The sequence below is a fragment of the Parapedobacter deserti genome (genome assembly GCF_042646065.1).
In the GTDB taxonomy this organism is placed as follows: domain Bacteria; phylum Bacteroidota; class Bacteroidia; order Sphingobacteriales; family Sphingobacteriaceae; genus Parapedobacter; species Parapedobacter deserti.
Genome location: NZ_JBHRTA010000004.1, coordinates 118,113 through 131,531 on the forward strand (window position 1 = coordinate 118,113; position 13,419 = coordinate 131,531).

The 13,419-nt window shown below is 47.3% G+C and carries 8 protein-coding genes; 1 reads left to right on the forward strand and 7 read right to left on the reverse strand.

The genetic code is table 11. The features are described 5' to 3' along the window. Positions 1-109 precede the first annotated feature (109 nt). The 5 genes from ACFOET_RS01200 to ACFOET_RS01220 all read right to left on the reverse strand — a co-directional run bounded on the left by ACFOET_RS01200 (position 110) and on the right by ACFOET_RS01220 (position 7,271). Positions 110-1,480, reverse strand: a complete 1,371-nt coding sequence (locus ACFOET_RS01200; RefSeq protein ID WP_379018723.1) for a tryptophanase — start codon at positions 1,478-1,480, stop codon at positions 110-112. Positions 1,481-1,611: 131 nt separating this feature from the next. After that, positions 1,612-4,563 carry a translation initiation factor IF-2 gene (gene infB, locus ACFOET_RS01205; RefSeq protein WP_379018725.1) on the reverse strand — a complete coding sequence of 984 codons (2,952 nt, stop codon included), beginning with the start codon at positions 4,561-4,563 and terminating at the stop codon, positions 1,612-1,614. Positions 4,564-4,671: 108 nt separating this feature from the next. Further along, the gene (gene nusA, locus ACFOET_RS01210; RefSeq protein WP_379018728.1) at positions 4,672-5,910 is read right to left on the reverse strand and encodes a transcription termination factor NusA; all 1,239 of its coding nucleotides are present in this window, start codon (positions 5,908-5,910) and stop codon (positions 4,672-4,674) included. Between the two features lies 1 nt (position 5,911). Then, positions 5,912-6,382: a ribosome assembly cofactor RimP gene (gene rimP / locus ACFOET_RS01215; RefSeq protein WP_379018731.1), complete on the reverse strand. Its 471-nt coding sequence runs from the start codon at positions 6,380-6,382 to the stop codon at positions 5,912-5,914. 106 nt (positions 6,383-6,488) lie between these two features. Beyond that, a complete protein-coding gene (locus ACFOET_RS01220; RefSeq protein ID WP_379018733.1) occupies positions 6,489-7,271 on the reverse strand; it encodes an XRE family transcriptional regulator in 783 nt (260 codons plus the stop codon). Between the two features lie 111 nt (positions 7,272-7,382). Between ACFOET_RS01220 and ACFOET_RS01225 the strand changes: the two genes are divergently transcribed. Next, positions 7,383-7,721 carry a GIY-YIG nuclease family protein gene (locus tag ACFOET_RS01225; RefSeq protein WP_379018735.1) on the forward strand — a complete coding sequence of 113 codons (339 nt, stop codon included), beginning with the start codon at positions 7,383-7,385 and terminating at the stop codon, positions 7,719-7,721. A gap of 50 nt (positions 7,722-7,771) precedes the next feature. Here ACFOET_RS01225 and ACFOET_RS01230 read toward each other — a convergent pair whose 3' ends face one another. Together ACFOET_RS01230 and ACFOET_RS01235 are read right to left on the reverse strand one after the other, a co-directional pair. Continuing rightward, positions 7,772-10,909: a peptidase MA family metallohydrolase gene (locus ACFOET_RS01230; protein ID WP_379018737.1), complete on the reverse strand. Its 3,138-nt coding sequence runs from the start codon at positions 10,907-10,909 to the stop codon at positions 7,772-7,774. A 73-nt stretch (positions 10,910-10,982) separates the two neighbouring features. Next, positions 10,983-13,406 carry a penicillin-binding protein 1A gene (locus ACFOET_RS01235; protein WP_379018739.1) on the reverse strand — a complete coding sequence of 808 codons (2,424 nt, stop codon included), beginning with the start codon at positions 13,404-13,406 and terminating at the stop codon, positions 10,983-10,985. Positions 13,407-13,419: the final 13 nt, after the last annotated feature.

The window sequence follows — 13,419 nt, forward strand, 5'->3', positions numbered from 1 at the left end:
GCTGAAAATAAGTCCTTTTTATGTAAACTCAAAATTTAATAAGACTTTTAGGCGTAATTACATCATAGCTGTGTGAGCATACATGCGCGTTACAACTACGGAGCCAGAATTATACGGGTTCAAACCTCGCCGTAAAATGCCGGAGAAACGGCGGCTCATGCGTAATCCGATAACCAAGATAACGGCGCCTCTGTTTATAGACTTCCGCAACGACTTCCGTTACATAATCCATGTGGCTTTGTGTATACACCCGTCTGGGAATGGCCAACCTCACCAGCTCCATTGGGGGAGAAATCAAGCTGCCATCCTCAGCTCGCTTACCAAACATCACTGATCCGATTTCGACACCGCGTATTCCTCCTTCGACATACAGCGCACTGCATAAGGCGAGCCCAGGGTACTCGTGTACGGGAATGTGATCCATAAAACGCTTGGCATCCAAATAAACCGCGTGCCCACCGGTGGGCTTGATATACGGGATGTTATACACATCAAGCTTTTCGCCGATATATTGAATGCTCCTTATGCGGTATTTCAGATAGTCTTCATTCATAACTTCACGCAGCCCGATGGCAATAGCCTCCAGATCACGGCCCGCCAACCCGCCGTAGGTGGGGAATCCCTCGGTAATCACCAACAGGTTCCTGCATTTTTCAGTTAACTGCTCATCCCGGACAGCTATGAAACCTCCAATGTTTGCAAACGCATCCTTCTTAGCACTCATGGTGCAGCCATCGGCGTAAGAAAATATTTCTTTAGCGATTTCAATGACACTTTTGGTTTCATAACCTGCTTCCCGAAGTTTGATGAAATATGCGTTTTCAGCGAATCTACAAGCATCGATAAAAAGCAGAACACCGTACTGCTTGCATATGGAACTCACCTCCCTTATATTTGCCATACTTACGGGTTGGCCACCTCCGGAATTGTTTGTTAACGTGAGCATGACCATTGAGATGGCCGCTGCTCCTTTTTCTTCAATGAACGACAGCAACGCCTCAGTGTCCATATTACCTTTGAATGGCGCTTCTAACGCAGGATCCCTGCCTGCTTCGCAAAGAAGATCGACTCCCGTTGCTTCGGAAAACTCCACATTGGCTCGGGTCGTATCGAACAACGTATTACTTAAGACATAGTTTCCCCTGCCCCCCAGTATTGTGAAAATAATTTTCTCAGATGCTCTGCCTTGATGCGTGGGGATAACAAAGGGCATACCGGTTATATCATTTACCACATGCTGGAAACGGAAAAAACTATCGCTTCCGGCATAGCTCTCGTCGCCCCTCATTATTCCCGCCCATTGTTCGCTGCTCATCGCGCTGGTGCCGCTATCGGTCAGCAGATCGATGACGACGTCTTTGGCTTTAATCAAAAATGGGTTGTAGTGTGCTTGTTTTAAGATTTGGATGCGCTCTTGGCGTGTGGTAAAGTAAATCGGCTCAACCGATTTTATTCTAAACGGTTCTATAATCGTATGCATGGCAACTAATCATTACAGGTCAACTAATGAAATGGATAAAAAAAGCAGCCTGTTATTCCTTAACAGGCTGCACGAAGTCCACTACAAGCTAAGATGGCCTTTTAATGATATTTTTCCACATCGTAGAACAACTAGAGTTTCCTTTTCACCTCTACTTGCTCATACGCCTCAATGATGTCACCTTCTTTAATATCATTGAAATTTTGAATGTTCAATCCACATTCGTAGCCAGCAGACACTTCCTTCACATCATCCTTGAATCGCTTGAGCGACGCAAGGTGTCCCGTATATACCACTACGCCGTCTCGGACTACCCGTATGTTATGGTTTCGGTTTATTTTTCCGTCGAGCACCATACAACCGGCGATAGTACCTACTTTACTAATCTTGAAGGTCTCCCGGATTTCAACATTGGCGACAATTTTCTCCTCATATTTGGGTTCGAGCATGCCTTCCATTGCCGCTTTTACTTCGTCGATCGCATCGTATATGATTGAATATAGCCTGATGTCGATTTGCTCCTGCTCGGCCAACTTGCGTGCTCCTGTAGACGGCCGCACCTGGAAACCGATGATAATCGCATCCGACGCGGATGCGAGCAATACATCCGATTCAGAAATTTGACCGACGGATTTATGAATTACGTTGACTTGGATTTCTTCTGTCGATAGCTTAAGCAGCGAATCAGATAGTGCTTCAATGGATCCATCCACGTCACCTTTGACAATAACGTTAAGTTCCTTGAAGTTTCCAATCGCCAGTCGCCTTCCGATTTCATCGAGGGTAATATGCTTTTGGGTACGCAACCCTTGTTCACGTTGCAGTTGCAGTCTTTTGTTAGCTACCTGCCGTGCCTCCGGCTCGCTTTCCATTTCATAGAACTTATCCCCCGCTGTGGGTGCCCCAGACATTCCCAATATCTGGACCGGCGTGGCGGGGCCCGCTTCAGACACTTTTTGCCCCCGTTCATTATACAGGGCTTTCACCTTCCCGCTGTGAGATCCTGCTAATATTGCAGACCCTACGCGGAGCGTTCCGGCCTGTATTAGTACGGTAGTAACATTTCCTCTGCCCTTGTCGAGGCTGGCCTCGATAACCGAACCTACAGCACGTTTATGGGGATCGGCCTTCAATTCAAGTAATTCGGCTTCCAGCAATACTTTTTCGAGCAGTAGATCTACATTTTCCCCTGTCTTACCGGAAATTTCCTGACATTGATATTTGCCTCCCCAATCTTCCACCAAAATATTCATAGCGGAAAGTTGCTCCCGGATTCTATCCGTATTAGCCCCTGGCTTGTCAATTTTCGTGAACGCGAAAACAATAGGGACCCCAGCGGCCTGCGCATGGTTGATCGCTTCCCTCGTCTGTGGCATGACGCTGTCATCCGCTGCAATTACAATGATTGCGATGTCCGTGATTTTTGCGCCCCGGGCACGCATGGCAGTAAATGCTTCGTGACCGGGCGTATCGAGAAACGTGATTTTCCGGCCGCCATCAAGCGTTACTTCATATGCACCTATATGTTGGGTTATTCCCCCCGCTTCTCCGGCAATTACATTGGTTTTGCGCACGTAGTCAAGCAACGAAGTTTTACCATGGTCAACATGCCCCATTACCGTCACAATTGGCGCCCTTGGAATCAGGTTTTCTGGTTTATCAGGTTCCTCAAGCTCGGTATTTTCCTCGTCTTCAGGTTTGACAAATTCAATTTCGTAGCCAAATTCATCAGCCACAATAGCTATTGTTTCAGCATCTAAGCGCTGATTTATGGACACAAAAAGCCCAAGGCTCATGCAGGTAGCTATAATTTGGGTCACCGGTACGCCCATCATGTTTGCCAAATCATTTGCAGTCACGAATTCGGTGACTTTCAGCACTTTGGACATCATTTCCTGTTCCAAAGCGGCCTCTTCAGCGGAATGAGCAATGTCATCCCTTTTTTGGCGGCGGAGTTTAGCACGTTGCGCAAACTTCCCTGACTTACCCACACCACTCAGACGGGCAAGCGTCGCCTTAATTTGATCCTGGATTTCTTTCTCCGTTGGCTCCTCCCGACTTCCAGTCGCTGGTCTTGGTTTGCCCTTGAAATCGGGGCGGCCCTTCTGACCTCCCTGTTGCCCAGGCGCACCAACGCCCGGACGCTGGCCCACGGGCTTATCTTTGCGCTTCCGTTTGCGTTTATGGTCATGGGGAGAAACACCCGACGAACTGGATGAGGAAGCTACGGGCTTTTCCTTCGGCTGATGTGCTGTTAGGTCGATCCGCCCTACCACATTTGGACCCGATAAGCGTTGCGCCCGTGCGCGTATCACATCATCCTGTCGTGCAGGAGTGCCTTCTTTAGGTTCCGGCTGTTTCTGCGGCTCCGGTTTAGCGACCTCAGGGGCGGGTGGCGGCGTAGGAGGCTGCGGAGCGGCAACTTCTCGTTCAGCCGGCTGCTCCTGCTTGGGTTCCGCTACCGTCTGTGGTTTTTCCTGCTGCCTTTCCTCCGGTTTTTCCTGCGGCTTTTCCTCCGGCTTCTCTTGCGGCTTTTCCGACAGTTTTTCTTGCGGCTTTTCCTCCGCTTTCTGTTCGCTACCGGCATCCTTCTGGGCTTCCTTCTGCTCCTTGGGTGCATCTTTTTGCGATTTGCCCCCCCTAAGGTTGTCGAGATCAATTTTGCCGACAATCTTCATGCCTGAAGGATGTGGCTTCTCCTCAGCCTTTTCCAGATTCTTTTCTTGTGCTTTATCCTTCTCCATATGAGGAACCTGCCTCATTTCCGGAGTAAATGCACCTGTATTCTTAATGAGTATTTCCTCGGCTTCAGTGTCTTTCTGGGCTTTTTGCACAACCGGTTCCGAAGCAGGAGTCTCCTCACGACGAATTTTGCCAATAATGATTTGATTGGCTTCCTCCTTCACGATTTTATCCCCTTGGAACTCCCTTAGAAGAACACCATAGGTTTCGCTGTCCAGTTTGGTTCCTGGCTTCGACTCAATATCGTAGCCGTTCTTGACCAAAAAATCAACAGCCGTACCTATACCAATGTTCAGTTCTTTTGCTGCTTTCAGCAGCGTTATGCTTTTACCTTCTGACATCTAATTATTAATCTCTTTTTATTGTGCTGATACAAAAATATGTTTTTTTAAGTGTTTATCGGCAAAGAATTAAAAAAGCATCAACGCAATAGCTCCCTGCCAATCACACTATTCAAACTCAGCTTGCAATACTTGTACGATCTCGTGGATGGTGTTTTCCTCTAAGTCGGTCCGTCGCACCAAATCTTCGACCGAAAGCGCTAATACCGATTTTGCCGTATCCAAACCTACGCGTTTTAGTTCATCAATGATCCATCCATCGATTTCATCTGCGAATTCCTCAATATCTACGTCCTCTTCCACTTCTTCAGCTTCCCTATAAACATCGATTTCATATCCGGTAAGCTTGCCTGCAAGCTTGATATTGTGTCCTCCGCGTCCGATGGCCAATGACACTTGGTCTGATTTGAGGTATACTGCCGCCGTTTTATCCTCATCATCCAATTTAATGGACCCAATACGAGCTGGGCTTAATGCCCGTTGAATGTAGAGCTGTGTATTATTCGTGAAATTAATTACGTCGATGTTCTCGTTTCGCAATTCGCGCACAATCCCGTGTATACGGGATCCCTTCATCCCCACACACGCTCCAACCGGGTCAATACGGTCATCATACGACTCAACCGCAACCTTAGCCCGCTCTCCTGGCTCGCGAACGATTCTCCGAATAGTGATCAACCCGTCAAAAATTTCAGGCACTTCCAGTTCGAACAGGCGCTGTAAAAATTCGGGAGCCGTTCGTGATATAATAATACGGGGATTTGCGTTAACCATTTCGACTTTGTGCACTACAGCCCGTATGGTATCGCCCTTTTTAAAATAATCTGCTGGAATTTGTTCGGTCTTCGGCAGGATCAATTCATTACCATCATCATCGAGCACCAATGTTTCTTTTTTCCAGATCTGATACACCTCTCCCGTAATCAGTTCGCCCTCCCGATCTTTATACTTTTTAAATACTTCGTCCTTCTCAAGCTCCAAAATCTTAGAAACCAGCGTCTGCCTTGCAGCCAAAATGGCTCTGCGGCCGAAACTCTCCAAAGTGATTTCCTCGATGTAATCATCCCCGACCTCAAGATCAGGATCGTATTTCCGTGCTTCAGCCAATTCAATTTCCAAATCGTCATCTTCAGAAAACCCATCTTCAACAACCACACGTGTGCGCCAGATTTCCAAGTCACCATTGTCCGGATTGACAATGACGTCACAATTTTCATCGGTACCATATCTCCTACGAATCATGCTTCGAAACACTTCCTCCAATACACTGATGACCGTAGGGCGGTCGATGTTCTTGAACTCTTTAAATTCTTGAAAAGAGTCAATCAAATTGATATTACTGCTCATTTTACTTAAATGAAATTACCACCTTTGTTGCTTTAATATGTTCAAAGGGAATCTGGCTTTGGTGTTCGGCGGCTTTCTTCCCCTTTTCTTTTATTTTCTCAATTATCACTATGGTTTCATCCGTTACCTCAATCAGCTTACCTTCTTTACTCAAACCGTCATGAAGTCTTACCTGAATGTTTCTTCCAAGGTTTTTTTGATATTGCCTCACTGAAGTAAGCGGCGTATCAATCCCCGGTGACGACACTTCCAATCGATAGGCATGTGCGATAACGTCTTCCTCTTCGAGATGAAAGCCGACATGGCGACTGATCTCCGCACAGTCCTGAATACTCACACCATTGTCGCCATCAATCAGCACCTCTAATCTGCCGTTTGAATGCATTTTCACGCTCACCAGGAACAAATCTTGTCTATCCGCAAGTTTTTGCGCAATAAGTGCCTTAACCTTATCTTCTATTGAAAAAACCACTACTTAAACAAATTTTTACCATGAAAAAAGGGGACTAACACGGTCCCCTCTTTTACAAGATAATGCAAAGATAAATAAAATCTTTGATATTCAAAAAATAGCTGAATTAATCGACCTGGCGCTTGTCCACAACGGTGCTAATGGTCTTCTGCATCTGTGCCACCATAGCCGTAAGCGTTTCCATCGTGGGTTCAGGGCTCGGCTGAGGTAACTGGGTACTGATATAGGCTTTAGCCTGCCATACCTCTAATATATCGGAAGCTGGAACCCAATACGGATCATAGGTTTTGTTGTCCGACAAAAGTTTAAGCCCTTTGTCTGCTTTATATTTAAAAGCAATCCGCTTGTAAACCACTCCATCGTTGCGAGAAATTACGACGTAAGTATGGCCGGGTTTTATATCATTCCAGTTCTCCACGTACTCGGCAATGACGACGCTTCCAGGTTGTAGCGGCAACATGGAGTCACCTTTAATTTCGAAGGCTCTGTAAGTGCCCTGTCTAAACATGGGCAAGCTAAACTTCGGCAACTCCGCGATGTACTCGGGATCTGCATATCCGTTAAGGTACCCAGCACTGGCCTTTACCGGTACCAGCTCGATGTTTTCCTTATTTTCGCCATCCACTGTAATACTCAACACCCTTACATTGGCGGCATTTCCGCGTGGGGTTGGTTTCCATTTATCATTGATGGTATCATTGGCGAGCTCATCCATCGTCAATCCATAAAAATCAGCAATCCTCGTAAGCAGTTCGTATTTCGGTTCAGCGCGACTTTCCTCGTAAGCTCCCACGGAAGCACGCTTGATGCCCATTTCATCTGCAAATTGCTGCTGGGTAAGGCCTTTCTTCTTACGAAGATATTTAAGATTATTAGCAATATTCGACATAAAAACAATAAATAAATTTGAATAACCTAAATTAGTTAGTATTATTGTGCGAATAAAGTTAGTAACTAATTGCGAAAGCGGCAACATATACGCTAAATAATTTTCAACATCATGCTTACGTACGTTTATATCCTTACCGATTCCAATCGCAGCAACCTCCATGTTGGTATGACAGACAATCTTCAAAAGGTGGCAGGCACCTTTCAAAAAATGACAGGGCTGTTGCCTGAAGGGGATCTACGAATCTTCCGCTTGGTATACCACGAGTCATTCTCTTCGGAAGAATTTGCGTTGCGCAGGTTCAGGGAAATGAGTACTTACACACGCATGCAAAAGGAACGCCTGATACGCAAGAGCAACCCCAATTGGTTGGACGTCCGGCCATCTCAGTTTAGATCCGCCGACTTTCTGCATCCGGTAAGCTATACACCGCACGTTAGTCGACATTAACGCCCTACCGAACGGGGCGCTACTAACCGAACAAAAAAGCACATCACCGACTACCAGCCGGGTGCGAAATTCAGGCCGAATGTACCGAAGCGAACATCAGTGCGCTGAAACGGGAATGCATAATACGGCTCAAGAATCATAGCGCCGAAAAGGTTAACTCGCAGGGACACACCAGCACTTAGCGCCGGGACACGCTCATAGACGTTTACATCCGGCTGGCTGGGATCAAGACTAGGCACCGTCTCCACCAATCTTGGTGTGCTTCTGAATGCAACGTGAGAATCGCCGTTCCAGGCTAAACCCGCGTCGAAGAAAAAATTTAGATCAGAAAACAACATTCCGGATCGAATTGCAGCTAATCGCTCGGGGCCTGTAAACGGCAGCCGAACCTCAAAATTGACAACAGCAATACGGCTTCCCATCAAGCTATTGAAGTTGAACCGTTCATCGCCGCTGCCCCTGAACGACGCACTTTCATATCCTCTTATCAGATGGGGATACCCCAAAAACAAAGGGAAAAGCACCCTGTTGTCACCCTCTCCGCCGACCCGCATATAGGAATAAGCCCGAAGGGCTAGCGTGACAGGACTATAGCGGTTATACTTTCGATAATCAATATTATATGCCGTAAACGTGAGGTCTCCAAAATACTGTTCTGCTCCGATCCGGTAGCGAAATCCCTGTAGCGGAGCGGCTATCCCAAATACCGCGTTGTCGCCTACAAACGCCGCATTAGCCTGTTGCACACTAAATGCATTCAGACTGCCGTAGTAATAGCCCAAGGGGGTCTGGTCAATCTCGTCGTTCGGTATCCGGTCCCGACCGCCGTATCCATAGAAATAACTCTGCCACCAACGGTCCACACGATAGCTGTAACGGGCAATCGCTCCACCCATCTCGAACCGATGATGCCGAGAAAACGGATAGGCACCGAACGCTTCTGCTTGCTGCTGAAAAGTGCGGACAATGTAGGTATCCAGTATCGGTTCCGGCCCATTGCCGATATCCCGCTCGGCATACATTGAAAAACCGGACATAAACGGAATATGCGAAACAGCTCCACCCCAATTGATACGGGTCTTTTGATTAATGTAAGCTACCTGTCCACCGAAATCGTATATTTCGCCATTAATGGATAGCGCGGAAAAAATCTGATTATGCCCCAAAATATCCGAAAACATCCCTTGAATTCCGCTTGCGATGCCCGCACCATATCGGCTTCCTACTGCCAAGCCCATTCCGCTGTTTGCTAGATAATCTAACTTAAAATTGGGTTTGTATGGAATTGAGGCAATCTGATCGTCCTCGATACGCTGGAATAGGTTAAAGTTGTCGAGATTTGAATTCACCACATCCACTCCAAAATTGTCGGGAGGGGGTAGCATGGCCGCCGTGAAATCCACTACATAAGGATCGACTTCTTCCGGCTCAAACTCGGATACATTTGCGTTGTACACACTGTATTCATTTCTCCGGTAATAGGAATAAACAACGTCGCCGTTGGCCGACAAACTTAGGGCCGGCGAATACTCGGTTATACCGCTGATGCCTGTAAAATACTGCGTCATCCGTTCTACCTTATTGTCGGCCAACGTAACCCGGTACATGTTGCGGAAGCCATCGCTGTTTGACAGAAAATAAATCTGACTGTCATCCGGGGAAAACTGCGGATTCAGGTTGTTCGCACCCTGAAAGACATCCAAGTTCGTGATTTCATTTGTCTCCACATCGATCAGCGCAATATTCATCGGAATATCCACACTTCTTGTGTCCGATTGCAACGAAACACGGTCGGTGCTAAATACGATATATCTGCCATCATGCGAAAAACTTGGCTGGAAGTCTGAATACCAGTCGTTTGTAAGCTGAGTCAGCCGCTTTGTGCTGAGATTATACAGGTAGATATCACTATGCCCGTTTTTCAATCCCGAAAACACGACCGTTTCTCCGTCGGGAGCCCAAGCGATATTGGCAAACTCGGTGATGTCTCCCATCGCCTCCAAGTGCAGGGTTTTGCCATTGGAAACATCAACAACCATCAACTTACTCCTACCCCTGCTGAATACACTAAAGGCAAATCGGCGGCTATCCGGCGAGAAAGCGCCGGCCGATTCCAGGAAGCTAAATTCATCGATGTCGGTGTTTGTGAGTCTGCTCGATAGTTTCCTGATGACCTCGCCGGTCTGGGCGTCTGCCAAAAACAGGTCGATACTGAATAAATCCCTCTCCGACAGGAAGGCCACAAATTTGCCGTCGGGTGAAATGGCCGGGGAAACATTCAAGCGACCGGAGTTTTTGCTGTTGATGATGGAACGCCCAACCGGGGCCTTCGAGGTGTCAATCGGAAGATTGCGGTAAGCATTTTCCAAACTGTTCCGCCACAGGTTGGAAAGCGTCTGCGCATCGTACCCAAAGACTCGCCGAATCCCCATTTCATAGCCATACATCGCGGTCGCCTTAAACAGCGGCATAATTACCGTATCGCCATAAGTAGATCCGATATATGACCAGAATGCCTGCCCAAAGCGGTAGGGAAAATAGCGGTTCATATTTTCAGTCATTGCCCGCAGCGAAGGGATATCGTTATTCAGGTACGCATCACGCATCCACATAGCGGTAAAAGCATCCTTTTTTCCGATGGAAAAATATTCCGCCATTCCCTCTACCATCCACAAGGGAATATTGCCGATGTTTTCCAGCCGCGTCGAATCACCTCCTTCCATCAACACCCGGTATTGAAAGGCATGTACTAATTCGTGTCCCAGAACGTGTCTGGTTTGGTGGTTTATTTGCATGACAGGCATGACAACGCGCGTCTTGAATGCTTCAGTGACACCACCGGTGCCTACTCCAATTTCCCCTTGCACGGTGGTCGTCTGCTGGAATTCCGGATGGTTGCTGTATAGAACGATCGGGTTCTTGCGCACAAACGTGTCACGGAATACCTGTTGGTGAAGTTCATACCAAATTTCGCTTTCCTTTGCGATCCACCTGACCATCGTATCGTTCTGCAAATAGTAGTGCAGGTTGAAATGCGGGGTTTCGTACACGTTGAAATTAAGCGACCTGTATCGCATTTTATTCTGACCGAAATACTGGCCCTGAACTTCGATGACAATCGAGCTAAACATCAACACCATAAAGACATTTAGCAATGCAAGCTTCGCGGTTTGATTAAGGTGAGTCATGGGAAACGAATGTATGGTACAAATGTTTAATTTGAACGAATATCGATGAAAAAGTTTAATTATCTGCAACATATTATTGATTTACCGGATACTTGATCCTTATTTTATTGTTTGGCTGCTGTTCAGCGGGCATATCCCTTTCTTCTCTTGGGGTGCTGCCCTCCGTTACGGGCACATTGTTATCCAGCTGCCGCCGCAACTCCTCGATGTCTACCTGAATATCCAGCGTTGGGGAGTCGGGTAGACGCAGCGGGACGATTGTATCCTGCAATGTGCTATCTCGACGGCCCAGACGCGGGCTTGGGCAATCATACTTCCTGTTTATGGTTACTTGCGGTTCGGGAAACGGACCGTAGCCATAGGGAAGGGAATCATCGTGATAAACCTTCTCCATAAACTTTCCAAACACCGGTAAAGCCGTGCGTGACCCTTCGCCTGTTTGCGAATTTCTGAAATGGATGCTCCGCTCATCGCACCCAACCCAAACACCGGTTACGAGGTCCTTGGTCATGCCCATGTACCAACCGTCCACATAGTCAGAAGAGGTGCCGGTTTTTCCGCCAATCTGGTTTTTATTTCGCCACAAATCCCACTCCCAGAGTCCTTGCGACGTACCTTCAGGCTCTTCCATGCTGCCTCTGAGCATATACCCCATCAGCCATGCCACCTCTTCGCTGATTGCCTGCGTAGATACGGTTTTAAACGTGGCTACCGTATTGCCATCATAGTCCACGATCCTGGAAACTAATATCGGCTGAACACGCTTTCCCCTGTTCATAAAAGTAGCATACGCGTTGACCATTTCGAATACACTGACATCGTTCGATCCCAAACTCACCGAAGGCACGGACGTCAGTGGACTTGTTATTCCGCAGCGGTGCGCCACCTCCACGACCTTGTCCCATCCCACTTCCTCTGTTATCTGGGCCGTGATGGAGTTGACGGACCTGCCCAACGCCCAGCGCAACGACATTTCCCTGCCACTGAAAACCCAGTCGGCATTCTTTGGTTCCCATTTTTTTTCCTCACCGTTTTCCGAATAGACGATACGGACAAACTTATCTACATACTTGTCACAGGGCGACATACCCGCTTCCAAGGCCGCAAGATAAGCGAAAGGTTTAAAGGTAGACCCTGCCTGCCGCTTGGCCTGAAACACATGGTCGTATTTAAAATAGCGGTGGTTGATCCCTCCTACCCATGCTTTAATCTCACCGTTATAAGGATCCATAGCCATAAGGCCGGTATTAAGCATCATTGCATAGTGAGCAAGGGAGTCCATAGTGGAGTAATTGACCTGCTCAAGACCATCCCAAGTAAATACTTCCATTTCTTTTGGCAGGTTGAGGTAGTAGAAAACACTGTCTTTATTACCATTGTATTTTTTCTCCAACTGTTGATAGTAAGTTGTTCTCGTTGCCAGATTTTCCAAAAATCCCTCTATCACGTTACCCTCCGAATCACGCCAGGGGATTTCACCGCGCCACGCATTTTCCAGTCGTTGCTGCAAAGGCTTCATCTGTTCCGAAACCGCCTCTTCGGCGTGGCGCTGTACACGGGAATCGATAGTAGTGTAAATCTTTAGACCGTCGACATAAATGTCATATCCGTTTTTTTCGCACCACGACGACAACCATCGCTCCACGGCAGTGCGCAAATAAGAGTCGCCGTATCCGACGTCCTCAACTTCTCCTAAATGCAATCCCAGCTCCGCTGCCATTGCGGCCTTGTGGTCCTCGTCAGAAAGGAACCCTGCTTTGTGCATTTGACTCAAAACGACGTTTCTCCGCTCGAGAGAACGTTCAGGGTTGCGTATCGGGTTATAAAGGGTGGTACCCTTGAGCATGCCGATGAGCATTGCGGACTCGGCCACGTTAAGATCTTTTGGCTCTTTACTGAAGTATCGTCTGGACACGGTCTTGATGCCGTAAGCGTTATTGCTAAACGATACCGTATTCAGATACATTGTGATAATATCACTTTTGCTGTATTGGCCCTCCAGTTTGTATGCCGTCACCCATTCTTTAAATTTAATGACAAGGATACGGACACCGGGCACATTGTTCAAAAGCCCGGCGGACTGGTTATACCTCGTTCTGTATAGATTCTTCGCTAATTGTTGTGTAATCGTGCTCCCGCCCCTTTTTTCTCCCTGCGCTGTAGATAAAATGCTCGAAAATATCGCCCAAAAATCTACGCCGTGGTGGCGAAAAAAACGAATATCTTCGGTCGCGATCAACGCGTTCACCACGTTGGAGGAAATACTATCATAAGGCACCGGTGAGCGGTCTTCTTTGAAGTAACGGCCGATAAGAACGCTATCTGCAGTGTATACTTCGGAGGCAACGTTTTGAAGCGGCTTACTAATATCCCTGACCGTCGGAGAATATCCAAATAGCCAAAGGAAATTCACTTCCACCATGCAAACTACCAAAATAATCAGGTAAATGGTTAGTACGATGTAGCGTAAAAAACGGTTCCGTATTTCCTTAAACATCGGGTAAAGATGA